General features: G+C 40.8%; 22 protein-coding genes. 13 read left to right on the forward strand and 9 right to left on the reverse strand.

Annotation, left to right across the window (positions count from 1 at the left end):
• Positions 1-106: 106 nt before the first annotated feature.
• Positions 107-892 carry a cation transporter gene (locus tag ACXIUD_RS03880; protein WP_458051324.1) on the reverse strand — a complete coding sequence of 262 codons (786 nt, stop codon included), beginning with the start codon at positions 890-892 and terminating at the stop codon, positions 107-109.
• A 67-nt stretch (positions 893-959) separates the two neighbouring features.
• Between ACXIUD_RS03880 and ACXIUD_RS03885 the strand changes: the two genes are divergently transcribed.
• Entirely contained in the window at positions 960-1,211 is a 252-nt protein-coding gene (locus ACXIUD_RS03885; RefSeq protein ID WP_458051302.1) for a hypothetical protein, read from the forward strand.
• A gap of 111 nt (positions 1,212-1,322) precedes the next feature.
• Here the strand turns inward: ACXIUD_RS03885 and ACXIUD_RS03890 are convergent, their stop codons facing one another.
• The gene (locus tag ACXIUD_RS03890) at positions 1,323-3,608 is read right to left on the reverse strand and encodes a TonB-dependent receptor family protein (protein WP_458051303.1); all 2,286 of its coding nucleotides are present in this window, start codon (positions 3,606-3,608) and stop codon (positions 1,323-1,325) included.
• Positions 3,609-3,709: 101 nt separating this feature from the next.
• Between ACXIUD_RS03890 and ppk2 the strand changes: the two genes are divergently transcribed.
• Together ppk2 and ACXIUD_RS03900 are read left to right on the forward strand one after the other, a co-directional pair.
• Entirely contained in the window at positions 3,710-4,555 is an 846-nt protein-coding gene (ppk2, locus tag ACXIUD_RS03895) for a polyphosphate kinase 2 (RefSeq protein ID WP_458051304.1), read from the forward strand.
• Entirely contained in the window at positions 4,552-5,334 is a 783-nt protein-coding gene (locus ACXIUD_RS03900) for a polyphosphate kinase 2 (protein WP_458051305.1), read from the forward strand. Before ppk2 ends, ACXIUD_RS03900 begins: the two co-directional genes overlap by 4 nt.
• 55 nt (positions 5,335-5,389) lie before the next feature.
• Here ACXIUD_RS03900 and ACXIUD_RS03905 read toward each other — a convergent pair whose 3' ends face one another.
• From ACXIUD_RS03905 to tpiA, 4 genes are all read right to left on the reverse strand, one after another.
• Positions 5,390-5,596 carry a hypothetical protein gene (locus ACXIUD_RS03905; RefSeq protein WP_458051306.1) on the reverse strand — a complete coding sequence of 69 codons (207 nt, stop codon included), beginning with the start codon at positions 5,594-5,596 and terminating at the stop codon, positions 5,390-5,392.
• The gene (gene prmA, locus ACXIUD_RS03910) at positions 5,593-6,423 is read right to left on the reverse strand and encodes a 50S ribosomal protein L11 methyltransferase (protein ID WP_458051307.1); all 831 of its coding nucleotides are present in this window, start codon (positions 6,421-6,423) and stop codon (positions 5,593-5,595) included. The genes ACXIUD_RS03905 and prmA overlap by 4 nt, the downstream gene beginning before the upstream one ends.
• A gap of 79 nt (positions 6,424-6,502) precedes the next feature.
• Positions 6,503-6,754, reverse strand: coding sequence for a type II toxin-antitoxin system Phd/YefM family antitoxin (locus ACXIUD_RS03915; protein WP_458051308.1), 252 nt, complete (start codon positions 6,752-6,754; stop codon positions 6,503-6,505).
• Positions 6,755-6,842: 88 nt separating this feature from the next.
• Entirely contained in the window at positions 6,843-7,604 is a 762-nt protein-coding gene (tpiA, locus tag ACXIUD_RS03920; RefSeq protein ID WP_458051309.1) for a triose-phosphate isomerase, read from the reverse strand.
• Between the two features lie 75 nt (positions 7,605-7,679).
• On the opposite strand from tpiA, the gene ACXIUD_RS03925 reads away from it, so the two are divergent.
• Together ACXIUD_RS03925 and ACXIUD_RS03930 are read left to right on the forward strand one after the other, a co-directional pair.
• On the forward strand, positions 7,680-8,189 hold the full coding sequence (locus tag ACXIUD_RS03925; protein ID WP_458051310.1) for a regulatory protein RecX: 510 nt from the start codon (positions 7,680-7,682) through the stop codon (positions 8,187-8,189).
• Between the two features lie 58 nt (positions 8,190-8,247).
• Positions 8,248-8,751, forward strand: a complete 504-nt coding sequence (locus ACXIUD_RS03930; RefSeq protein WP_458051311.1) for a hypothetical protein — start codon at positions 8,248-8,250, stop codon at positions 8,749-8,751.
• A gap of 241 nt (positions 8,752-8,992) precedes the next feature.
• Here the strand turns inward: ACXIUD_RS03930 and ACXIUD_RS03935 are convergent, their stop codons facing one another.
• The 3 genes from ACXIUD_RS03935 to dxs all read right to left on the reverse strand — a co-directional run bounded on the left by ACXIUD_RS03935 (position 8,993) and on the right by dxs (position 14,101).
• On the reverse strand, positions 8,993-9,259 hold the full coding sequence (locus ACXIUD_RS03935; RefSeq protein WP_458051312.1) for a hypothetical protein: 267 nt from the start codon (positions 9,257-9,259) through the stop codon (positions 8,993-8,995).
• A 123-nt stretch (positions 9,260-9,382) separates the two neighbouring features.
• Complete coding sequence (locus ACXIUD_RS03940; RefSeq protein WP_458051313.1) at positions 9,383-11,968, reverse strand: M14 family zinc carboxypeptidase; 2,586 nt, start codon at positions 11,966-11,968, stop codon at positions 9,383-9,385.
• Positions 11,969-12,187: 219 nt separating this feature from the next.
• On the reverse strand, positions 12,188-14,101 hold the full coding sequence (gene dxs / locus ACXIUD_RS03945) for a 1-deoxy-D-xylulose-5-phosphate synthase (RefSeq protein WP_458051314.1): 1,914 nt from the start codon (positions 14,099-14,101) through the stop codon (positions 12,188-12,190).
• A gap of 178 nt (positions 14,102-14,279) precedes the next feature.
• Here dxs and ACXIUD_RS03950 point away from each other — a divergent pair, with 178 nt between their 5' ends.
• The 8 genes from ACXIUD_RS03950 to ACXIUD_RS03985 all read left to right on the forward strand — a co-directional run bounded on the left by ACXIUD_RS03950 (position 14,280) and on the right by ACXIUD_RS03985 (position 23,719).
• Positions 14,280-15,029 (forward strand): segregation and condensation protein A, encoded by a 750-nt coding sequence (locus ACXIUD_RS03950; protein ID WP_458051315.1) that lies wholly within the window; start codon positions 14,280-14,282, stop codon positions 15,027-15,029.
• A gap of 1 nt (position 15,030) precedes the next feature.
• Positions 15,031-16,086, forward strand: coding sequence for a lysylphosphatidylglycerol synthase transmembrane domain-containing protein (locus ACXIUD_RS03955; RefSeq protein WP_458051316.1), 1,056 nt, complete (start codon positions 15,031-15,033; stop codon positions 16,084-16,086).
• Between the two features lie 5 nt (positions 16,087-16,091).
• Positions 16,092-18,560, forward strand: coding sequence for a bifunctional UDP-N-acetylmuramoyl-tripeptide:D-alanyl-D-alanine ligase/alanine racemase (locus ACXIUD_RS03960; RefSeq protein ID WP_458051317.1), 2,469 nt, complete (start codon positions 16,092-16,094; stop codon positions 18,558-18,560).
• A gap of 274 nt (positions 18,561-18,834) precedes the next feature.
• Positions 18,835-19,590: an ABC transporter substrate-binding protein gene (locus ACXIUD_RS03965; protein WP_458051318.1), complete on the forward strand. Its 756-nt coding sequence runs from the start codon at positions 18,835-18,837 to the stop codon at positions 19,588-19,590.
• A 112-nt stretch (positions 19,591-19,702) separates the two neighbouring features.
• Entirely contained in the window at positions 19,703-20,884 is a 1,182-nt protein-coding gene (locus ACXIUD_RS03970) for a DUF4221 family protein (RefSeq protein ID WP_458051319.1), read from the forward strand.
• 125 nt (positions 20,885-21,009) lie between these two features.
• The gene (locus tag ACXIUD_RS03975) at positions 21,010-22,359 is read left to right on the forward strand and encodes a Gfo/Idh/MocA family protein (protein WP_458051320.1); all 1,350 of its coding nucleotides are present in this window, start codon (positions 21,010-21,012) and stop codon (positions 22,357-22,359) included.
• Positions 22,356-23,120 (forward strand): 3-keto-disaccharide hydrolase, encoded by a 765-nt coding sequence (locus tag ACXIUD_RS03980; protein WP_458051325.1) that lies wholly within the window; start codon positions 22,356-22,358, stop codon positions 23,118-23,120. The genes ACXIUD_RS03975 and ACXIUD_RS03980 overlap by 4 nt, the downstream gene beginning before the upstream one ends.
• Positions 23,117-23,719, forward strand: coding sequence for a 3-keto-disaccharide hydrolase (locus ACXIUD_RS03985; protein WP_458051321.1), 603 nt, complete (start codon positions 23,117-23,119; stop codon positions 23,717-23,719). The genes ACXIUD_RS03980 and ACXIUD_RS03985 overlap by 4 nt, the downstream gene beginning before the upstream one ends.
• The last annotated feature ends 563 nt before the right edge of the window (positions 23,720-24,282 follow it).

Consider the following 24,282-nt stretch of genomic DNA (forward strand, 5'->3'; position numbering starts at 1 on the left):
TTTTAGGTATTTTTTGGTTTAGAGACTTTCGGTATGTTTGCAATGGGTGAATAAGCAACTTTTTTTAATAGAAATATAGAAGGGCCAGCGTTTTTCGGCCCTTTTTTTATAACCTTAAAATGCGAATGGCTCCATACAAAACAAGTAGGAAAACGATCCCACCAATGATCAAATCAGGAATTGCGGATCCAGAAAAAATCACCGCAAGACCCGCCAACATCACCCCACAATTGATGATGATGTCATTGGAAGTAAATATCATGCTTGCTTTCATGTGTGCCTCTTGGCTTTTACTTTTTTGCAACAGGTATAAACAATAGGCATTTGCAATCAACGCCAAAAAAGAAACCCCAATCATCCAACGAAAATCAGGTAAGGACTCCACTCCAAAAAACCGACGTACCACCTCTACAAAACCAATTACTGCTAGAAGTATTTGAAGCGTACCGGCAACCTTTGCAACTGACTTTTTTGTACTGACTGCTTTGCCTACTGCCATCAATGCCAATCCATACACAATCGCATCTGCCAACATATCTAGACTGTCCGCAATGAGTCCCATGGACTTGAAAACGAGCCCAGCTATACTTTCAACAATAAAAAAAACAAAATTTATCCCAAGTACAGTCCAAAGAAGTTTTTGCTCTTGCGTATCTTTTGGAATATCGGCGGTTGCCACATCCTGCATCTCTCCAAGTGTACTTCCTAAGTTTAAGGAGTCAATTGCTTGCTCAATGGCTTGTAAATTACCCGAAAAATAAACTTCCAATCTCCGTTGAGGAATATCAAACTGCAGCTGATGAATGGTATCAAGGGAAGCCAACTTCATCCGAATCAACGTTTCCTCCGAAGGACAATCCATCTTTGTGATGATAAAGGTTGCTTTTTGCATAGAACTTTGAGCCATCATGCAATATACTTTGTAACAGTAATTATATTTGAAAAAAAACGAGTTTAGTATGTTTGATAGTCCTGATTATCCGCTTTCGCTGGATGAAGACCAATTTGATGCATGGCTGGAAAAAGGCCGCAATTCTGTGATGCCTTACACCTATTTGCTGATCATTTGGGATGAATTGGAGCATCGATACATTCCTGTCTATGTGGAAAACCGATCAGACATCCACTCGTACAACAAATACGGTACAACCCCCGAAAGGCAATCCCTCATCGCTGCCTACGACCTCTTCTCCGAATCTAGGGTCGGTTAATTTCTCCACACATCGTATTTACCTCATACAGGAAATACAAGCTATTTAATCGGTCCAGATTTTCAATCAAACCTATTTTAACTCTAACTCAATGTTCCCTTTGTTATTCAACTAATATCGAAAACCTACTTTAAACCCTCCGTAAAAATTCCTTCCAGGTGCTGGCTGAAAAAATCGATTGGCAAAGGCATTCAAGTCATTACCTAAGCTGTAAGTTTCATCCAATAAATTATCCACCCCTCCGTAAGCTTCCACATCCCATCTGCCACTGAAGGTAGTCCTCCAACCAATCCGCGAACCTATAAGATGGTACGAATCCTGAAAGACTGTATTGGCATCATTCAAAGGAATTTCATCCACAAATTGATGCGTAAAGTTCAAATACAAACCTGTTCTACTGCGAATATCTAAGAGATTTACAAGGGTATGAGGTGCAACACCCGTCAGTTGATTTCCAGAAAAATCGTTGCCCCCACTTTGGTACCTTGCAAATGAAAAGTAATGACCTGTATAGGCATGATTTAACCGCACTTCCCGAATCCAAGTATTTTGATTTCTAAAGGGCACATAATCCAAACTCGCTTCCAGTCCCCTCTGATCGGTAGCTCCTGCATTTCGAAAAAGTACCACTCCTTGTTCATTGGTAAATGTGGTAATGGTCTGATCCAATTGAAAATAGAAAGCAGTTAGATCTAAGTTGAATATACCCCATTGGCTGCGGTACCCCAGCTCGTAGTTGACACCCCGCTCTGCTTCTAAATCTAAATTGATGCTGCCTTCATTGGTACGGATCTCTGCAATGGTGGGAGGAGAAAACCCAGAGCTGATGCTGCCATGGATTCCCGACTGCTCATTGACACGATAAACCATGGCTATCCTAGGAATAACCAACGGATCAAATCTCCTGACATTAGCTGAAGGTTCGTTGGCACTTGCATCGATGCTGCGGTTGATGTCATAGCGGCTAAAATTCTCTGACAAACCAACCGTCATCCTGAGTTTGGACGTCCAATCCAATTCTAATTGCTGAAAAAGAAAGGCCTGGGTGGTAATTAAGTCGTCCGAAAACCGAACGGTATCCGCTACCCCATTTCTATTACCAAAGTTTTGAGCCACCGTATTGCCATATTGATATTCACCTCCAAGCACGAGTCGTACAGGAAATCTACCCCAATTATCTTCCATGGTGAAACTGCTTCTACCCCCATAGCTAAAGGTGGTTTCCCGCTTGTAATCCAAAATAAATGGATTCTCAAATTCCTTGGTGTTGACATACAAAGCTGTTGTCTTTTTCCATTTCCTGTTAAGAGTTGCCTCATGTCTCAGCGTAGCAAAAAGCGTTTGTTGGGCAATGGAGCTGTTTTGATTGACCGACCCTGGTCTTGCCTGTCTGCGATTTTCTTCCAATTGTGCAGGTGTAAGCGCTCCCGGAATTTGATAATTCAAGTCCGAATAAAGGATTTGTGTTTGGATGGATTGTCTATCAGAAATAGGAGCGTTGTAGGCAACTTGTACAACTTTTCTATCCATTGCACTATGTTCTCTGTACCCATCTGATTGTTGATGCACATAAGAAGCAGAAATGCTGCCTTTTTCCAATTGCTGATCAATTCCAATACGGTAACGGAAGAGCCCAAAATCTCCTATACCTACATCAGACGAAATGTAGTTTTCTGTTACCTGTTGCTTACTTTCAAATCGAATGACACCCCCATTTCCTGCGCCAAAAATACTCCCGGAAGGTCCTTTGATAACCTCAGATTGTTGGATATTGGTCATATCCAAAATGTTGAGATCTGTGGTTCCATCAGAAAAAGTGAAGGGGATATCATTCCAGTAGATTTTCACATTTCGTACACCAAAGGGTGAGCGTAGAGAGCTCCCCCTGATAGAAATTCGGTAGCTGGCAGGTGCCCGTTGTTCCACTCGAATCCCTGGCTTAGTATTGAAGGCACTTAGGATGGAATTTTCATTAAATCGATACAATTCATGCTCTTTTATCTGAACAATCGCTCCTGCTTGCTCTAGTAAGGGGCGTTCGGATTCAAAACCTCGCACCACTACTTCCGATAGTCTAGCGATGGCGGGGATAAGATAAATACGATCTAGGTCTTTTTGAAATTTGACAGTCTGGCTTTCATAACCCAAATGATTCAAGGATATCCAATCGCCTTCTTGAAAGGTAAACTGAATCATTCCTTCACTATCAGAAATCAGTATCTGCTGACCTGTTTTTGCATAAACACCCGGAATCGGTTCCTGTGATTGTTTGTCTAAGATGAGAATGGATTGCTGTGCTATACTTTGGAAACAAGTGAAGGTTAAAAGCAGCAGTAAATATTTCTTGAAGGATAGAAGGCTTTTCAAAACTTGATGGTTCAAAGAGTTCAGTAGCATAACTTGATTTTAGAGGTGCTGGTTCATCAAATGAATCTCACATTTGTAAATCTTGATGGATTACGGAAAATTTTTGATAAATTTAATCAAACCTAAGCACTATGTTTAAACTCAAACATTTGGAGAAAGTCCAAACTCGGAAGGAATTGATAGCTTTGGCCAAAGCAGAAGGCATAAATTTGAAGCCAACGCTTAAGAAGCTTGCCTATGAAGAAGAGCTTCGGGAGTTGCAGACGGAATTGGCTTTGCTTCTCCAACATATCATTCAGCATCAGTTGCGGGTAGCAGTAATTTTTGAAGGAAGAGATGCCGCGGGAAAAGGTGGTTCAATCAAACGCTTTGTAGAGCATCTCAATCCCCATGCCTCAGGTGTGGTTGCATTGACCAAGCCCACTGATATCGAAAGGGGACAGTGGTATTTTCAACGGTATATCGAAGTATTACCAAACAGGGGAGAGATCAAATTTTTTGATAGAAGCTGGTACAATCGTGCTGTGGTGGAGCCGGTGATGGGATTTTGTACGAAAGAGCAGTACCATATTTTTATGTCTGAGGTCCCTAGCTTTGAATATATGCTGCATGAAGATGGGATCAAACTGATCAAGTTTTGGTTTGACATTACCAAAGAAGAACAACAAAAACGATTCGATAGGCGCCAAGGCAATCCATTGAAGCAATGGAAATTTAGCCCTGTGGACTTGAAAGGCCAAGAGCTCTGGGATACCAATACCCAGTATAAAGAGCAAATGTTTACCGATACCCATACGGTCTACAGTCCATGGGTAATCGTGGAGACCAATAATAAGGAGCAGGCACGACTCGAAAGTTTGCGTTATGTGCTTTCCCAGTTTGATTACGAAGGAAAGGGGAGTACCAAAGCAATTTTACAACATGACCCGAATGTGGTGTACAAGTATTTCAGAAAGTCAAGAAAACTGGATTTATGAACAAGGAAACATTGAGCAAAGAGGATTTGGAAATTCTCACAAGCAAAATTGGCCTGAAGCATTTGCTGGCTTCCAAAAAAGTGGATGTGGATAAAGCCCTAGAAGGTGCAAAAGCAGAAATCAAGCTAAGAGCCATAAAGGCAGAACTTGTCAAACTTCAGCTATGGTTGATCAAGCAGGAAAAAAAGCTCATCCTCTTGTTTCATGGAGGTGTTTCTATCGAAAAAAGTGGGATTATCAGAAGTATTTTATCTCACAACAATCCCCGCCACTATCGGATTGAAGTCAATCTTCCCCATCTCAGCAATCCTGAAACGGGGGAATGGTATTTCAAAAAATTTGTTGAGAAGCTACCGCAGCCAGGGGAAATGGTATTTTGGGACCGAAGTTGGTACAATAGAGCCCTGATTGAGCCGATTCATGGTCTATGTACGGAGGAAGAATATGAACTTTTTATGAAGCAAGTCAATGGCTTTGAGCAAATGTTGGTGGAATCAGGCTATCATTTAGTAAAATTCTACTTTTCGGTTAGTAAAAAGGAGCAACAAAAACGAATGACTGAATTCCAAAAAGATCCTTTAGCCAAATGGAAACTATTGCCATTGGATTTTGAGTCCTACGATTTATGGGATCAGTTTGAATCGTATAAAAAAGCGATGTTTGAACAGACTGATACCCTACATGCTCCTTGGGTAGAGATTGCCGTAGAGAAGCGCCAAGATGAAATCGTACTTGCAGCTCAGCATTTGCTTTCGCTGTTTCCTTATCAGGATGGCTGATATTAATAAGCGTCTTTGTTGAGCGTTTAATTGCTGATAATACGGGTACAAATTTTCAATTCTTTGCGTCTCCGCGCCTTTGCGAGCCTTTATACTTCCCCCAAAAGTAGCCAGGGAAAATCAAAGCTTTCAGCTTCCAATCGTTCTTTTCTTGAAGACTTAGGCTTTTGTCTGCATGGACTGCTCGGTACATTTTGCCAGCCAATAGCGTATGGGCAATCAAAGCTAAAAATAAGACCCCGTAAATAATCAGTTCATTCATAGTTTTTGAAACTTTAATGCGGTCCAGTTGTCCTTGACTTTTTGTCCCAGCAGTTTGAAGCCTTCTTTAGTGGCTGATGCCTCGATATCAGCGATGTCATGTTCGTAAAACCCGCTGAGTAAAAGCGTTCCACCTGTTTGAACTAAGGTGCCATAGACCTCCATTTCATCCAACAATACATTTTTATTAATATTAGCTAGTACTATATCATAAAGTCCTTGTGGCTTTACTTCTCGTACTGTGCCTTTACCCATTTTCACATGGGACATGCCATTGAGGGCAAAATTTTCATCCCCATTTTCCACACACCACTCATCAATATCAAAAGCTTCCACTTCGGATGCTCCGAGCAGATGCGCCATGATTGCTAAAATCCCCGTGCCTGCCCCAATATCCAATACACGCTTGCCCTGATGATCTGTCTCCAATTGGTGCGCAAGCATGGAATAGGTAGTCGCATGGTGTCCAGTCCCGAAGGACATCTTCGGGTTGATGTGGATTTGGTAAGGAAATTCCGGTTTTTCCTCATGGAAAGAGGCACGTACATAGACCTGATTTTCCACCATAATCGGATCGTAATGCTTTTCCCACTCCTCATTCCAATTGACCTTGGCCATTTTGCCTTCGGTCACTTGTATTTCCGCCTGCGCTGCATACCGTGCTATCACCTCTTCATAGCTCGAACGCTCCAATTGATCTTCGGGGATGTAAGCATCAAAACCCGTATCTGTTTCCAAAAATGAGTCAAAGCCAACTTCAGACAACTCCGCTATCAGTATTTCGCGAAAATCTTCCGAGCAGGAAATTTTAAATTCTAGGTATTGCATGGGGTGGGATTACAAATTTAAGCGTAAAGGTATCCTATTATTGTGTCAATCTATGTAGCTAGTGTTTGTTTTTAGTAAATCATTGTTCTAAAGAATGTTGGATTATCTGTCTATTTTTCATTTGCTCAGTAGATTCAAATATTCTTTTGGCATTTTTTTTGGAGCCTAACAAATAGAGCGTTTCTATAATTGCGTTATACTCATCTAATGAAAGTAGTACTACACCTTTATTTGATTCCCGTTTGATGAAGAAAGTTTCGTTTTGATCTTCGACTTGATTAAGAAATTTTTCGGGTTCAGATTTAAATTCTGAAAATGTTATAGAGTGCATAGACAACTTTTCATTTTAACCAATCGCAAATCAACTGCGCTGTGCCTTAGTGCCTTTGTGGCAAAAACACTAAGACACAACGTGTATATTAAAAGGACTTAATAATATCCACAAAGTCTCTGGATTTCAAAGAAGCCCCTCCGATCAACCCTCCATCTACATCAGGCTTGGAGAAAATTTCCTTGGCATTGCCAGGGTTACAGCTTCCACCGTATAAGATCGAAAGATTGTCAGCAACTTCCTGACCATACTTCGAAGCAAAATGTTCTCTCAATGCTGCATGCATTTCCTGTGCTTGATCAGAACTAGCTGTTTTACCAGTACCTATAGCCCAGATAGGTTCGTATGCGATGACTAGCTTGGAGATTTCTTCAGCAGAAAATCCAAATAAACTCTCTGTCAACTGATTTTTCACATACTCCTCATGCGTACCTGCCTCACGGATTTCCAAAGGCTCTCCGCAACAGAAAATAGGGGTCAAGCCATTGGCTAATGCCTGCTTGGTTTTTTCGGTAAGCAGTTGATTCGATTCTTTAAAATATTCTCTTCTTTCGCTGTGTCCCAAGATCACATAGGAAGCTCCAAAAGATGCCAACATGGATGCAGAAACTTCACCTGTATAAGCCCCTGAGGCTTTATCCGAGCAGTTTTGGGCACCCAAAAATAAGTTTGGAGTATCGCCAATCAGCTTCTTAACTGGGTACAAATGGACAAAAGGAGGATTCAAGATGGCAGTCACACCGCTGTGCTCCTCATCTTTGAGCATGTTAACAATCTCGGAAGTCAGTTTCTGACCCTCGTCAAAGCCAAGGTTCATTTTCCAGTTTCCAGCTACAATTTTCTTACGCATGGTTTGTAATGGTTTAATGAAAGATTTGAAAAAAGTGGCACAAGGCCGTACTTTTGGATGGCTAAATTACACAAAATGTCCTTCCCACGAAAAGAATACGGTTCGGAGCCTGCTAAAAAATACTGGTCCCTCTCGGAGGCGAAAGTAAAGATAGCGGCTTTTTGTGCCTATCAAGAGCGCTGTCAACAGGAAGTACGGACGAGATTGGCTGAGCGGGGAATTCGAGGTGATGAAGCAGAAGAACTGATAGCCTTGATGATTGAAGAAGGCTTTTTGAATGAAGAGCGCTTTGCCCAAGCGTTTGTTAGAGGGAAGTTTTCACTCAAAAAATGGGGGAGGATTAAGATTCGTCAGGCATTGAAATTTAAGCAACTTTCGGATCGATGCATTGCTACAGGCATGAAGGAAATTGACGCTGATGAGTACTTCAAGATACTTCAATTGGAAGCAGAAAAAAAATGGAATAGCTTGGATAAGCTTGATAAGTTTCCACGAAAAATGAAAGTTCAGCAGTTTTTATTGGGTAAGGGCTTTGAACAAGACCTGATTCAGGCTGCAATTGCTGAACTAGACGTGTTAAAATAGAACAAAAGCTTTAATAATTGCGTGAAATCCTCTAATTTGCACAATATTTGACGGTCAAATGATTCAAAAGTTATTCCCTTTAGACAAAAATTACATTTTAAGACAAGCACAATCCCAATTGGAAGATGAGATGCTTGACCTGATGGTGTATGAGTTGAGGAAATCCTATACACAGCTATTCAACCCTTTGATGCTGATGGATACCACTTTTGCGCAGATTTTAGACACCTATGAATATCCCGTGGAGCGCCTACGCATGATTTATCGTCAGCTCTGTGGAATCTATCGCTATAAAAACAAGGACAATCAATTGGAAATTTTGTTTGATGGGCGCACCCATTTGGAAAAGTTCCAAGACGACTGGACTGCTCAGATGCAGGCATGGTGTATGGAATTGGGTCAGTATGAACCATACGTGAAAACCATGCTACGAATGACTCTACTTTACGATGGAGAAGGTCGTGCCGAATGGTCTGAAAATCACTGCAAGGCATTTATCAACCAACACTTTGAGCTAAAAATCGTCAAAAGAAAGGGCGAACTTAAGCTTAAACTGGCGTAGTTTCCCCGTAGATTTTTTTGCTACAAAACTCCTTAGATGAGACAAGTACATCAATAAGCATAGATGGGTGACTAAAGGAATGCCTCCCTGCTTCAATATGGGAATTTGATATATTTTACTTTTCTAGTAATCAAGATACCAATCTATTGACGGGATGTCAGTTTTTAATTTTGACCTCTGGGTTCTTGGCGTTAAACTTTGGGAACTTTGCGGTTGCCATACCACCAACCATACAATTTGGTTATTCTTTGTTTTCTAAATTCTTCTCCTGCTCTTGCTTCAGTCCACGTTTCTTTTGGTATCGGTAAATAAAGAAATAATCAATTGCCAACATCCATACCACCCAAAATAGGACTCGCCACAAGGGTTCTAATTGTAATGAGTTATCAATGTCAAACCGGATTAGGAAAAAATAATACAGAATTCCCATCACTACCCATATCCACAAAGATACATTGACAAGCCAAGATGAGTAAGTAGGGTACTTTTTTAAAAACTTATTCTCCATATTTCAAAGTTAAACCTTCTAGCAAAAAAAAATGGCTGAAAATCATAAAATTCCCAGCCATCAAATTTTTCTAATCTTACTAAATCCGCGGAAATCCGCCAAATCCCCTCGATCTGCAAGAGATTAATCTGCCGTTCCACTTTGGATAATCTGACCAAGGAATACTGCATTGAGGAATAGCTTGTTGGTACCAAACCAGATACCACGAAAGTTAGGGTTATCTACAAACCCAACAACTCTACCACTACCAACTTTCTTCACTTGGGCAGATGCTGTATTTTTAACTTTTTCCAGATTTTCAGGATGCACATAACCCGATGCTAAACCTTCGGAGGTATAGGTTACCGGATTTGCATAAGGATTTTTGGCAGGCTCTAGAAACAAATTGTTATTTCGGAATAAATAGATTTTCTCCTGATCAAATCCATAGCCCAATGGGTGCGTAATGTCTACTTTTCCATGGAAAATAGTACCACTAGTCAAGCGGGCTCCTGTATTCTTTTCATAATCTGCATAAGGTTTTAAACCTTCTTCTTTCTTTTCCTCTTCTTCCTTGAATTTAAAGGTGGCTATTTCCTGATCATTTAGCCACTTTAATGCATTTCCACGGGCAATCAATGTGTTACCCTGGGCAGTCCACGATTTTATTTTTTCTGCTTGGGACTTGTTAAGTGCACTATAATTCCCATTGGGCATCACAAGTACATTGTATCGACTCAAGTCTGCACTGGAAATGCGCTCAATGGGCAATAGGGTAATGGCCATGTCCATGCGCTTGTCCAAAAGGTGCCATATTTCCCCCGCTTCCAAAGAATTGACTCCTGTTCCAACAACCAAAGCTACTTCAGGTTTTTTTAATACAGGCATGGTAGGCGAACCTACATTGTATCCTGCAGTATAGCCTGTGCTGATTTTATGGATGTTTATGCCAGTTACTTTGGCTAGACTATCCAATTCTTTTTCCAGTTTGGGCCAATCACTTTTGGGAGCATCTTTTTTCAAACCTATCAAAATACTTCCCCTATTCAAGCGCTTCCCTGTTGGGATGGTCAGTGGCTCAGTTGCTGTTCGGACAAGGTAGCCTTTGGAAATGAGGTCGAACGTGAGTTTGGGAGCATAGTATGCCTCCCAGCCAAAGGCGTATGCCACAGCAGCATCCTCTCCAATCAACTCCCCCTCTGCTAATGCAAAATCATCGCGAATAGGACTTACATTCGCTAGATTGTATATACGACTGTTAAGGCCAGCATAATCTAGGTTAAAAGACATGGGGAGAGTCCAGGCAGATACATCGTAGAACAAACTGTCTTTGAATTCATTGCGCACCTCAAAAACAGCCTTGATCAAGCGGTATTGAGGTTGATCTGTTGGGACAATGTATGCTTTACCTCCTTTGTACGCGACACTGTTGACGGTAATGTCTTCATTCAGTTCAAAGACCTTAATCTGATGTTGACGTAAAATATCCGCCAAATGATATCCTCTTGCAGCATCTACTTCTGAACCGAAAATATAGGCCTTTTCAGGGTCAGCTGCGGCTAAATTTGCAGCGTCTTTATAAAACTCATGAGTCAGTTTATTGAAATCTCCTTTGATATCAGCTGCGGCTGCGAAAGAACTTATTGCAGCTTTAAACTGATTTTTGATGGTGTGGGCAAAAGTCAACTTCCCAAAATCACTTTCCTGTAAATGTCCTCTAGAAGAAGCTTGCTCAAACAAAATCCCTATAGAGCCCTGAATGTCCGGATAGGTAGAGCCATACCCAAAATAATACTCATCAAAGCGCTCTTTAGCAAAATACAAGCCTTTGCTTTGGTCAAACTCTTTCACATGATAATCCGCCATGCGCTTGGTCATGTCAATGATGTTTTTGGGTATCAGTGGATGGTCCCTAGAAGGAATAGCCGGTTGAAAGAAAAAGGTGGTATTGGTACCCATCTCATGATAGTCTAAATAAATATTGGGTAACCACTCTTGGAATTTGGCTACTCGGTTTTGGGATTCTGGATGCTGCACGAGCAACCAATCCCGATTCAGGTCAAACCAATAGTGATTGCCTCTACCTCCAGGCCATGCCTCACCAAGTTCGCGATTATTAGGGTCACCGTTGAGATTCATCGATCGGTGAGCATTGACCCAGGTAGAATAGCGGGCATAGCCATCCGGATTCAAAAGTGGATCGATGAGTACAATGATGTTTTCAAGATCCTCCGTCACTTCATTTGCAGCTGCAAAATGATATGCGGCAAGCACTGCTGAGTTGATGGCACTTGCTTCATTACCATGCACGCTGTAGCCCATTTGCAAGACTACAGGCATGGCAGCATAGTCTATGCTTGCTCTTGCGTCCCGCAGGGCTTGTCTGTCTTCTTTGATTTCATCTAGCTTCCCAAAGTTTTCAGGGGCTGTAATGGTCAATAATATTTGCGGGCGTTTTTCATAACTTTTACCAAACTCTTCCATGCTAACCCGGGGACTGCTTGCAGCCAAAGCCTCAAAGTAACGGATCAATTGCCCATAATCAATCGTCCATTCACCTACTTCATATCCCAAAAAAGATTTGGGAGTAGGCACTTCGGACTTATAGGTGTATCCTTCGGGTAGATAGTAAGATAACGGGATTTCAGCAGTTCCTTCGGGAGATCTTTGCGCAATAGCGTTGCTGAATACTAAGCAAGCTAGGGAGATTACAAAAAAGATTTTTTTCATAGCGGGCATTAATTGTATCAAATGACAAGATGATACCAAGATTTCAGAGAATCAATACCTTATACAGAAAATAATAAATTTTTTGCAAAGTTTGGGATAGCAATCCTTTCTGAATCTAAATAAAAAAAGCCTCATTGCTTTCACAATGAGGCTTCTATAGGCATATCTCTATCAAGGCTTTTCAAATATATTGTTTCTCCTTGACCAATTAATCTCTAATTATTTGATGATAACCTCAGATAGCTCTCTCACAGCTTCTGCGATACCTTCCGGGTCAAATCCACATTCTCTGTGCAATTCGATCTGTTCACCGTGTTCGACGATTCTATCTGGAATACCTAACCGCTTCACTTGCGCCTGATAACCATTATCCATCATCCATTCGACAACAGCTGAACCAAATCCGCCCATCAGGCATCCATCTTCCACTGTAATTACCTTTTTGAATTTGCCGAATACCTCATGTAATAAGGATTCATCCAAAGGCTTTACAAATCGCATATCGTAATGTGCAGGATTCAGGCCTTCCTCAGTTAGCATTTCTGTAGCCTCTACAGCATAGTTTCCAATATGTCCAATAGTTAAGATTGCTACATCTTCACCTTCCTTAACAATTCTTCCTTGGCCGATTGGGATTTCACGCATAGGCGTTCTCCACTCAGGCATCACACCTTGACCTCTTGGATAGCGTATGGAGAATGGCCCCTCATACTTGGTGGCGGTAAACATCAAATTCCTCAACTCTTCCTCATTCATAGGAGCCGAAACTACCATGTTTGGAATGCATCGGAAATAGGCGATATCATAAGCGCCGTGATGAGTAGGTCCATCAGCTCCTGCAAAGCCTGCTCTATCCAAACAGAAAACTACTTGAAGATTTTGCAAGGCGACATCGTGCACCACTTGATCGTATGCACGCTGCATAAATGAACTGTATATATTACAGAAAGGTATCAATCCTTGTGTAGCCAAGCCTGCAGAGAAAGTTACTGCATGTTGTTCTGCAATCCCGACATCGAAAGCTCTGTCCGGCATTTCCTTCATCATGATATTGAGGGAAGAACCGGAAGGCATAGCAGGGGTGATACCCATGATTTTATCATTCTCTTTTGCCAACTCGACCAAGGTATGACCAAACACATCTTGGTATTTAGGAGCTTGGGGAGTTGTAGGAGTTTTCTTATAAATTTCTCCTGTTACTTTATCAAATAATCCTGGCGCATGCCAAGTTGTTTTATTACCGTTTTCGGCTGGGGCATAGCCTTTGCCTTTGACAGTTACGCAGTGGAGAATTTTTGGTCCAGGAATGTCTCTCAAATCCGACAACACTTCTACCAAGTGATGCACATCATGTCCATCTACAGGACCGAAGTATCGCAAATTCAATGATTCAAATAAGTTGCTTTGCTTGAGTACCGCAGATTTGATTGCTCCTTCAACTTTAGAAATAATTTCCTGCGCCGAAGATCCAAACTTGCTGAATTTTCCTAAAATATTCCAAACCTCATCTTTTACCTTATTGTAGGTATGTGAAGTAGTAATGTCTGTAAGATAATCCTTCAATGCACCTACATTTGGGTCAATAGACATGCAATTGTCATTCAAAATAATGATCATGTTGGTGTCCGAAACTCCTGCATGGTTCATAGCTTCAAAGGCCATACCTCCAGTCATGGAGCCATCCCCAATGACGGCTACGTGCTGTTTTCTTGATAAACCCTTGTATTTGGAAGCAACTGCCATACCCAAGGCAGCGGAGATAGACGTACTAGAATGACCAACACCAAATGTGTCGTATTCGCTTTCTTTCCTTTTTGGGAATCCCGACAGACCACCGTAAATTCTATTGGAATGAAATTTTTCTTTTCTACCTGTTAGAATTTTATGGCCATAAGCCTGATGACCTACATCCCAAACCAACTGATCATCGGGGGTATTTAACACATAGTGCAAAGCCACAGTGAGTTCAACTACACCTAAGCTTGCTCCAAAATGTCCGCCATACACCGAAACATTATCTACGATAAACTGTCTGAGTTCGTCACAGATTTGAACAAGTTGGTCTTTGGAGAACTTTTTAAGATCATCTGGGGTGTTGATCTGAGCAAGTAATTTACCTGGTTGGATTATCATCAGCGGTCTATTTCTTTATAGAAGAAAATAACAAGTTGGAGCATGATTTGTTTATCAATTCTTCTCCAGACAATCGTAAATTAATTCAAACCATTTTAAACATGGTCCAGCAATTTACTATTTATTGAATATCTTTGACTTCAAGAATGCGCAAAATTAACATAAAAATATTCAATAGTTGAGTTTCGAAATTAAATTACCGCTTTTCGAGGGTCCTTTTGACCTGATGCTCTTCTTCATCGAACGCGATGAACTGGATATTCACGATATTCCCATTTCCAAAATCACCCAAGATTTTTTGGATTATATCCATCAGTTGGAAAAGCTGGAAATTGAAGTGGCCAGTGAATTTATTCTATTTGCTGCGACCTTAATGAAAATCAAATCCAAAATGCTGATTCCTCGTCCAGAGCTCAATGAGGAAGGTGAAGAGATTGATCCCCGTGAAGAATTGGTCAGGCATTTGTTGGAGTATAAAAAATATAAGTCCGTCATTGGAGAGCTGGCAGATCTGGAAGCACTGCGCCTTTCCAAAGAAAAAAGAGGAAATATAGCGGCCGAACTCAAGGAGTTGTCAAAGGTGGAGGACGTAGAAGCAGAGATGCAGGATATAGATTTATACAAATTACTTAAGGTGTTTCAGCGGGTCATGTCCAAATATGCTTCAAGGACTGATGAAACCAAACATACGGTGATTCAATACCCTTACACTATTGAGCAGCAAAAAGAATTTGTGTTGGAAAAAATCAGTTTTAAAAATAAAATTCCATTTTCGGACTTTATCAGCTACAAACCCGATAAAATATTCGTCATTTATACCTTCTTAGCAATTCTTGAACTCCTGCAACTTTCTTTGGTTACTATCGTGATTGGAGAAGGTTTTAATAATTTCTGGGTTGAAAAAATAGAAACAGTGCCTGCTGTATAATATGAAGTTGGATAACAAAAAGATTTTCGAAACCTTAAATCCAAATAAGGTTTGGGTGCCGGTACTGATAGGGATTGCAATTGTCTTTGGGCTGTTTTATGCTGACCCCAACGTGAATGCAAAAACCTTAAAAGGAGTGTTTGATGCGGCACCGTTGGGCATTTTTTTAGCCATCTTGGTTATTTTGGGGAGAGATGCGGGCTATATCTATCGTATCCGAAAGATTACCGATCAGCAATTAACCTGGACACGTGCATTATATGTGATCATGTTATGGGAATTTGCTTCCGCAGTAACCCCCTCTATTGTAGGAGGGACGGCTGTTGCCATCTTCATTTTGAATAAAGAAGGAATCAAATTGGGAAAAGCCATCGCCTATGTAATGGTAACTGCCATCTTGGATAACTTATTTTTTGTTTTGGGAGCTCCTATCATCCTTTACTTGGCCCAAGGGAATATTTTCCCCAGCAGTAGACTGATGGAAATGCGCTTAGGCAAAAGCCTGGAGGTCTTATTTTGGTCAAGCTATGCACTCTATGCAATTTACTCGATCGTCATGGCGGCAGCCTTATTCTATCGACCTCGAGTATTCAAGTGGATTTTGGTAAAACTATTTTCTATCAAATGGTTGAGAAAATGGAAATATGATGCCCATGAATACGGAAACCAAATTATTGAGGCATCCAAAGAATTGAAGGGAAAAACTATCAAATACTGGGCACCAATCGTAGGTGCTACCATCTTTATTTGGTCATCCCGATATTTAATGCTGAATGCACTAATTTCTGCTTATGACTCCCTGACTTTCTATGAACACGTTATTGTATTTGCAAGGCAGGTAATTATGTGGATTGTGATGATGATTTCTCCCACACCGGGAAGTAGTGGTACTGCTGAATTCTTCTTTACCCAATTCTTTACGGAGTTTTTGGGAGGGTACACCTTTGTGACTAGTATATTATGGAGGTTACTATCGTATTATCCATACTTGTTGTTGGGGGCTATATTCTTGCCACGATGGATTAAGCAGGTATTCTTTGTCAAAAAGGAAGCGTAAAAAGCATGTTACAGGATTTTAATGTTCAAGAGCTCATCCAACTTACTGCAGCCACAGTAGTACAACAGGGGCCTGATACCACTTTTTCACAGGTAAGCATTGATTCCCGGACCATCCATCAACCAAGTGACACATTGTTTATAGCTCTTAAAGGAGCAAAGTTTGATGGTCATGCATTCATTGAAGCGCTGATCCTTTTAGGAGTAAAAGGATTCATTGTCAAAAAAGGCGCACAGCTACCCATTCAAATCCCTGAAGATATTCATCTACTTGCTGTTGATGATACCCATCAAGCCTTGCAACGGTTGGCTGCTTACCAGCGCTCCTTGTTTCAAAAACCTTTGGTAGCCATCACCGGGAGTAATGGAAAAACAATTATCAAGGAATGGCTGGGACAGCTACTGGGTGCGCATTATGCCGTGGCCAAAAGTCCGAAAAGTTATAATTCTCAAGTAGGTGTTCCCTTATCCATTTTTGGAATAAAGCCTTATCATCAAGTGGCTGTGATGGAAGCAGGTATTTCCAAAAAAGGAGAAATGTCCCGACTTCAATCAATGCTTCGACCTGACATTGGTGTTTTTACTACCATCGGGACAGCCCATGAAGAAGGGTTTGATTCCCAAGAACAAAAATTACAAGAAAAAGCCAGTCTTTTCTCCGAATCAAGATTTGTTATTTATCGCAAAGAGCATACATCCATTGCTACTCATTTAGAGAAAGTGATGGCTCCTGAACGTTTGATTGCATGGTCAGACCACCCAGGCACAGACTATACACTCTCAGTAAAAAAGGAGTCTAATGCCTCCAAAATCATTCTGCTAAAGCCAGATTTGAATATGTTTACTTTTTCTGTGCCATTTACAGATGAAGCGTCACTCGAAAATATCAGACATGCAATCGTTGCAGGTATGGTTTTGGGATTGCAAGCAAGTCAGATTCAACAGGAATTGACGCATCTCAGGCCTATTGAAATGCGATTGACGTTGAAAGCAGGAATTCATGAGTGTTTGCTTATTGACGATACCTACAATAATGACCTAGCAGGTCTTCGCTTGGCATTGGACTTTATGGCTACCCAACGGCAAAAAAGTCGACGCATAGTTATTTTGTCAGATTTGCTACAAGTTGGTAACCCAAGTCTAGTATATCAGGAAGTTGGTCGATTGCTCGACTTTTATCAAATTGATCTCTTTATTGCCATCGGTAAAGAAATTCAGACGGTAAGAAACTCTTGGGCAGGAAAAATGCAGAACTATACGAATACGGAGGATTTCTTACAGGTACTTCCTTCTTTAGAATTTCATAACGATTTGATTTTAGTAACTGGTGCGAGAGCTTTTGCTTTTGAAAACATCATTTCCCGTCTTCAACAACGAGTGCATGGGACAGTATTGGAAATTAATCTAAATGCGTTGACGCATAATTATAATTTTTACAAAACCCTGCTGAAACCAAAGACTAAAGTTATGGTCATGGTGAAGGCTTTTGCCTACGGAGGAGGTGCTGTAGAAATTGCCAATCATTTAGAGCAATTGCGAGCTGATTACCTAGCTGTAGCTTACAGTGATGAGGGCATCATGCTGAGAGAAGCGGGAATTCGGCTTCCCATCATGGTACTCAATCCCGTACAAGAATCTTTCGGGCAATTATTGGCATTCAACCTAGAACCGGTCGTATATAGCCCTCAATTTTTAAGAGATTTAGGATTGTTTTGCCGTCATCAGCAAGAGACTATCCGAATTCATTTGGATTTGGATACCGGTATGAATCGCTTAGGGTTTAAAAAGGAAGATTTACCCCTATTGTTGGAGTTTATTCAGGAGTTTCCAGAATTGATTGTTGCAAGTGTGTATACCCATTTAGTGGGTACAGATGAAGATGTTCACAATGATTTCTCCCGCATGCAGTTGACGCTATTTCAAGAAATGGCAGAAGAAATAGCTCATTCAACAGGGACTCAACCTATCCGGCATGCCCTGAATTCGGGAGGAATTGTAAGGTTTCCGGATTATCAATTGGATATGGTGAGACTTGGGATTGGTTTGTATGGAGTGGAGGTAAATGGGAAGTATGATACTGCTTTAAAACCTATTTCGAGTCTTAAAACGACCATCTCTCAAATAAAAAGTATTGCTCCTGATGAAAGTGTGGGGTATGCTAGGAAGGGTGTTTTACCAGAAGGAGGCAAGATTGCCACGATTGCGATAGGTTACGCAGATGGCTTTGACCGACGATTTAGTAATGGTGTAGGCTATGTGTTGATTCACGGGAAAAAAGCACCTGTAGTGGGGAATGTATGTATGGATATGTGCATGGTAGATGTTTCCCATATTGAAGCTCAGGAAGGAGATGAGGTAATCATTTACGGTCCTGATATTTCTCTGAAGGCTCTTGCCAATGCGATAGGTACGATTCCTTACGAACTCTTAACCAATATTAGCACAAGGGTAAAGCGGGTGTATTATTTAGATTAGATTTTAAAAAAGCATGAAAGATGAGGGAGGAAGGATGAAAAAGTGAAACCAAGAACTTTATATAAAGAACCAAGTAGAGATTCTAGCAGTTAGAAACTTGAATTTTAGCTTACTAGTACCGAAACCGTGGACAGTTGACCGTCAACAGTCGACCTGCTACTAATCACTCAATCAACTAATTAACAAATCACGTAATCAACCGATAAACTAATTCCTCAATTCCTAATTTCTCATTCTTCATTCTAAATTTCATATGCCTCTCTTCACCGACCAAATGAATCGTACCATCGAAATTCCTGAGTCTCCTCAGCGGATCATTTCGCTCGTGCCTTCACAGACGGAATTGTTGGTGGACTTGGGATTGGAGGATAGATTGGTAGGGCTGACCAAGTTTTGTGTACATCCCAAGGGATTGAAAAAGCAAAAGACCATCATCGGAGGAACCAAAAATTTCCATTTCGACAAGATTGATGCGCTGAAACCCGATTTGATCATCGGTAACAAAGAGGAAAACTATCAAGAAGGAATCGAGCAATTGGCAGAAAAATATCCTGTCTGGATGAGTGATATCTATACCTTGGAGGATGCTTTTGAAATGATGAATGGCGTAGGAGCAATTACAGGGACCACTCAAAAAGCCGATGAGTTGGTTCACCAACTTAGAAGTGATTTTGGTTCCCTAGCTAATAAACATAAAGGTACAGCAGTATACCTAATCTGGAATAATCCAATGATGGGTGTAGGTCCGCAAACCTTCATCCATGATATGCTGGGAAGGGCTGGTTTTGAAAATGTGATGACTAAATCCCGTTATCCAGAAATAACATTAGAAGAACTAAAGGCTTTATCCCCTGATTTTTTATTCCTCAGCTCCGAACCCTTTCCTTTCAAGCAAAAGCATATCGATGAATTTGCTGCTCAATTACCACAAACGTGTATTCAGTTAGTGGATGGGGAGATGTTTTCTTGGTATGGGAGTAGGTTGCGGTATTTTAGGGGGTATGTGGAGAAAAGTCTATTTTTTTCCTAAGAAAGATTGCGTTTTCAGACAGTTTTTTTTTTCTTTGAAGGACAACTAAAGTGTGTGTAGTTTCTATTTCTGGAAATTGAAACAGCGTTTCCTACATAAAATTCTAAAAAGTATGTATAAGCTAAACTGGATTATCATCAGTGTTTGTACCCTCCTGATAATTGCCTGCTCAGAAAAGAAGCAAGAGGAGTCGTTGGGAGTTTTTCGAGAGGTGAATACTTATCAATTGGATTTGGATAGATTTACTTCTCCGGTAGAAGACCATTATCAATATGTCACTAATTGGAGAGGGGAAGAGGCCTATGCATTTCACATTGAGGCCAAAGGACAGATTAAACTGTATAGTTTAGCTACTGGTGCTCTACTTGAGACTTTACCCTATGCGCTCAACCAACCAAACTTGCAGTATGGAATCCATGACTTTTATATTCTGAATGAAGACAGTATTTTTTTAAACCGTCGCCGTGCGTACAAGGTCTATCTCATCGATAGTGCGTATGAGATTATCAAAACACTGAATTTTATGTCCGAAAATGATGAAATAGATAAAAATACCGGATGGCCCAAATCTAAAGATACATTTTTACCTGCATGGAATAGAAACAGGTTTTTCAAGAAGATTGGAGAGGATATTTTTCTAACAGGAGCGCCAAATTTTGATGCTCGGTTTGCAGATGCCACATACACAAAGACATTGCTTAATTCCTATTCCCTAAGCTCTGAAAAGATTACGCCTCTTTTAGGATTTCCAGAAAAGATGCAGGGAAAGGCCTGGGGGGAGCATTTAGATAATGTTTTTTTAGATTATAGTCCTGATGGAGATTTCTTTGTAATAAGCTATGCTGCAGATGAGCGAGTATATGTGACTGACAGGTCTATGCGAGTCATTCGAGAGTTTGATGCCTTCCCACAGCACTTTAAAAAAGCGCCTCCTTTATCCAACAAAGAAGTTGAAAATAATGATGCATTAAGAGCGCATTGGCAGGAAAATCAAATTTTTGGACCTATTCATTGGGATCCATTTAGAAACATGATCTATAGGATTATGGAAGAGCCTAATGAGGATTATGTCCCGAATTTGCTTCGAGATCCTATTCAAAGAGCCAGAAACATGGTAGTGATGGCCTTCGACCCGAATCAAGAGTATAAAAAAGTGGCTGAAATGCGTTTGAAGAAAACCGAAAAGGGCTTATTTCTTGACCGCTGCTTTGTCAATGAAAAGGGGTTGAATATCACTTACCTGGATCTGGAAAATGAGGATAAGCTTTACTTTAAGACTTTTGTAGTGGAATGAATAGGTTAGGGCTTGTCAGGTAAATTGTATTGATTTGCCGTTTAAAAAAATTCTACAATTCGAGTATTCTTTTATAAAAAATTCGATTAACTTTTCTGCTTAAATGCTGATCAATCGAATTTTACATGAAGCAACACCGTCGACATTTTCTCAAAAAACTTACTGCCACTAGTGCAGTAGCAGCCTTAAGCCCCTTGGCCTTAGAAGCCTCTTCTCAAGAAAAATCATGGTTAACCCGAAATCATCTCAAGCCAACTCAAGAGTTAAAGACCATTCGTATTGGATTAATAGGTGCGGGTGGTATGGGGGTAGAGGATACACAGACTGCCCTGCAGCATCCGAATATTGAACTGACGGCTGTTTGTGATTTGTACAAAGGTCGATTAGATGCATCCAAGACTCGATGGGGAAGTCAGCTTTTTGTCACTCAAGATTATAAGGAATTACTGAAAAGAAATGATGTAGATGCCGTGATTATTGGTACATCCGATCATTGGCATAAGCAGATTAGCGTAGATGCTTTAAATGCAGGTAAGCATGTGTATTGTGAAAAACCAATGGTCCATTCGGTCAAAGAGGGAAAGGAAGTAATCGATGCTTGGAAAAATTCAGGAAAAGTGATGATCGTCGGTAGCCAAGGGGTCTCTTCTTTGGGTAATGAAAAAGCCAAAGAGCTGCTAGCAGAAGGTGTTATAGGAGACATCGTGTATGCGGAAGGTTTCTGGGCGCGAATGTCCCCCGAGGGTGCATGGCAGTATGCCTTGCCCAAGGATGGAAATGATCAGACAGTGGATTGGAAGCGCTATGTGTCTAATACCAACCAACTCCCTTGGGACCCTTTGCGGTTTTTCCGATGGAGAAACTACTTGGATTATGGTACAGGGATGTCAGGTGATTTGTTTGTGCACTTATTTTCCAGCTTACACTTTATTACTAATTCCTATGGTCCTTCAAAGATTTCGGCGATGGGTGGTTTGAGGTATTGGAAAGATGGCAGAGAAGTACCGGATGTTTTACTTGGAAGTTTTGATTATCCCGACACACCGCAACATCCTGGGTTTAGCTTATCCCTGCGTTGTAATTTTGTAGATGGGACAAGTGGCACGACGTATTTGAGAATTGTAGGTACCAAAGGCTCCATGGATGTCAAGTGGGAAGAGGTTGTCGTTAAAATGAATCAATCTGTCGCTTCCGATGATCCATATCTGCAAGAACAGGCACGATTAAGAGGAGAATCGCAAGCACGTGCGTCTATTTTACCTCCCAAAGAATTGGTCTACACGGCTGAGAGAACTTGGAAAGGGGCGCATTACGATCATTTCGGAAACTGGTTTGAAGCAATCAGAACAGGAGGTGCTGTAGCTGAAGATCCAGAGTTTGGCTTCCGTGCAGCTGCCCCTGCACTGCTTTGTAATGACAGTTATTTTCAAAACAAATTTATAACTTGGGATCCAGTAACTATGCAATTGATATGAACATGAAATGGAATAATATAGGGAGTGCTCTTTTGGTAAGTGGTCTTCTGATGGCTTGCGCAGCTGAAAAGGAGGCTGATTTAGAAGAAATCGAAGAGGACGTAGTAGTCTTGGAAAATGCCTTAACAGAAGATGAAAAGGAGGCCGGATGGATGTTGCTGTTTGATGGAGAAGACCCATTTGGTTGGAGAGCTTTCAATGGAACGGAGTTTCCGGAAGGATGGACTGTGGAAGATGGTGCGTTGAAGGCATTAGGGTTAGGAGGGGATATTGGAGGAGATATTGTGTTTGGTCCAGTAGATTTTGATGAATTTGAGTTGGAGTTTACTTGGAAAATTGCTCCAGGTGGTAATAGTGGTGTTTTTTATCATGTGGTGGAAGGCTCGCAATATAAAGCTCCTTATGAGACTGGACCAGAGTATCAGGTCATCGATCAGTTGGGTTTCCCAGAAAAGCTAGAGGATTGGCAGTCCTTAGCAGCAGATTATGGGATGTATGCACCTGATTTGGAAGGAGTAGTCAAAGAAGCTGGAGAATGGAATACGTCCAAAATCATTTATAGTAAAAATGGAGCAAGCTATTGGCTGAATGGGAAGCAGACAGTTTCCTTTGTACCTCGATCTGAGGATTGGACTGCTCGCAGGAATAGTGGCAAGTGGGATGCTTTTCCTGATTATGCGATTGCTACCAAAGGTTTAATTTCTTTACAAGACCATGGGAGTGAAGCCTGGTTCAAAAATATCAAGATCCGTCAATTATGATCAAGCAGTTAATTATAGGTTTACTTTTGCTTTGCTTTGTCAAAGTAGCGCACGCCCAAGATGAATTTATTAGCCTCTTCAACGGAAAGGATTTAGAGGGATGGCAGGCTTTTGGTACAGAGCGTTGGTATGTAGAAAATGGATTATTGATTTCCGAAAGTGGCCCAGACAAAGACTATGGTTACCTAGGTACGGTACAACAATTCAAGGATTTTGAATTCGAAGCTGAATTCAAGCAAGAAGCCGATGGCAATAGTGGAATTTTTATCCGTTCTACCGTAGATGGCACGAAGGTTTCCGGTTGGCAAGTGGAAGTAGCACCACCTGGTCATGATACAGGAGGTATTTACGAGTCATATGGAAGAGGATGGTTAATCAAGCCTGATCCTCAAAAAGATGTTGCCTTACGGTACGGAGATTGGAATCACATGCGCATCGTTGTAAAGGGAGATCGGGTAGTTTCGTATTTAAATGGTGTAGAAATGGTAGATTATTCGGATGAACTAATTGGTAAAGGTGAAGGAAGTATACTCTTGCAGATTCATGATGGTGGGGGGATAAAGATTTATTGGAGGGACATTCGTGTGAAAGTTTTGTAAAGGATAGGTAAGTTTAGGCTATCTTGGGGTACTTGAAATTCATTTTATACAGGTAATTTACCCGATTGCTTGATCCCTAGTGAATGATGACATTCATTTACTAGGGATTTTTCAAATTTTTCTTCTTGACTTTCAGTTGATTTAGGAGTTGTATCAAATTATTTTCGATTGATATTTTGTGGTTGCGGAAAAGAGTTGCACTTTTGCATTCCCAAACGGGGGGAACGGAGAGAAAGACGGTGTGGATTAGTTGTGTTGACAAGATGTAGAGTGAGAAAAACAAAATAAAATTTTTCAAAATTTTGCTTTGGATTCAAAATATTCTTCTTACCTTTGCAATCCTGTTCGGGAAAACAGCAAAAGATTTACGAGAGAATAGGAGTAGAGAGATGAGCGGTAAAGACTGCTTACGAGCTATCGACAGAGATAGGGAAGTTCTTTGAAGTATTGGACGAAAAAGATTAGAAATTAAACAGCAAGAACCTGAGATCTTATAGGAATAAAATGACTATAGGAATATAAGTCGGAAAAAACTTTACAATGGAGAGTTTGATCCTGGCTCA

This window comes from Mongoliitalea sp. (assembly GCF_054166905.1).

Coding starts and splice junctions, on each gene's coding strand:
- ACXIUD_RS03880 (WP_458051324.1), bottom strand. CDS start 892: ATGCAAAAAGCAACCTTTATCATCACAAAGATGGATTGTCCTTCGGAG.
- ACXIUD_RS03885 (WP_458051302.1), top strand. CDS start 960: ATGTTTGATAGTCCTGATTATCCGCTTTCGCTGGATGAAGACCAATTT.
- ACXIUD_RS03890 (WP_458051303.1), bottom strand. CDS start 3,608: ATGCTACTGAACTCTTTGAACCATCAAGTTTTGAAAAGCCTTCTATCC.
- ppk2 (WP_458051304.1), top strand. CDS start 3,710: ATGTTTAAACTCAAACATTTGGAGAAAGTCCAAACTCGGAAGGAATTG.
- ACXIUD_RS03900 (WP_458051305.1), top strand. CDS start 4,552: ATGAACAAGGAAACATTGAGCAAAGAGGATTTGGAAATTCTCACAAGC.
- ACXIUD_RS03905 (WP_458051306.1), bottom strand. CDS start 5,596: ATGAATGAACTGATTATTTACGGGGTCTTATTTTTAGCTTTGATTGCC.
- prmA (WP_458051307.1), bottom strand. CDS start 6,423: ATGCAATACCTAGAATTTAAAATTTCCTGCTCGGAAGATTTTCGCGAA.
- ACXIUD_RS03915 (WP_458051308.1), bottom strand. CDS start 6,754: ATGCACTCTATAACATTTTCAGAATTTAAATCTGAACCCGAAAAATTT.
- tpiA (WP_458051309.1), bottom strand. CDS start 7,604: ATGCGTAAGAAAATTGTAGCTGGAAACTGGAAAATGAACCTTGGCTTT.
- ACXIUD_RS03925 (WP_458051310.1), top strand. CDS start 7,680: ATGTCCTTCCCACGAAAAGAATACGGTTCGGAGCCTGCTAAAAAATAC.
- ACXIUD_RS03930 (WP_458051311.1), top strand. CDS start 8,248: ATGATTCAAAAGTTATTCCCTTTAGACAAAAATTACATTTTAAGACAA.
- ACXIUD_RS03935 (WP_458051312.1), bottom strand. CDS start 9,259: ATGGAGAATAAGTTTTTAAAAAAGTACCCTACTTACTCATCTTGGCTT.
- ACXIUD_RS03940 (WP_458051313.1), bottom strand. CDS start 11,968: ATGAAAAAAATCTTTTTTGTAATCTCCCTAGCTTGCTTAGTATTCAGC.
- dxs (WP_458051314.1), bottom strand. CDS start 14,101: ATGATAATCCAACCAGGTAAATTACTTGCTCAGATCAACACCCCAGAT.
- ACXIUD_RS03955 (WP_458051316.1), top strand. CDS start 15,031: ATGAAGTTGGATAACAAAAAGATTTTCGAAACCTTAAATCCAAATAAG.
- ACXIUD_RS03960 (WP_458051317.1), top strand. CDS start 16,092: ATGTTACAGGATTTTAATGTTCAAGAGCTCATCCAACTTACTGCAGCC.
- ACXIUD_RS03965 (WP_458051318.1), top strand. CDS start 18,835: ATGAATCGTACCATCGAAATTCCTGAGTCTCCTCAGCGGATCATTTCG.
- ACXIUD_RS03970 (WP_458051319.1), top strand. CDS start 19,703: ATGTATAAGCTAAACTGGATTATCATCAGTGTTTGTACCCTCCTGATA.
- ACXIUD_RS03975 (WP_458051320.1), top strand. CDS start 21,010: ATGAAGCAACACCGTCGACATTTTCTCAAAAAACTTACTGCCACTAGT.
- ACXIUD_RS03980 (WP_458051325.1), top strand. CDS start 22,356: ATGAACATGAAATGGAATAATATAGGGAGTGCTCTTTTGGTAAGTGGT.
- ACXIUD_RS03985 (WP_458051321.1), top strand. CDS start 23,117: ATGATCAAGCAGTTAATTATAGGTTTACTTTTGCTTTGCTTTGTCAAA.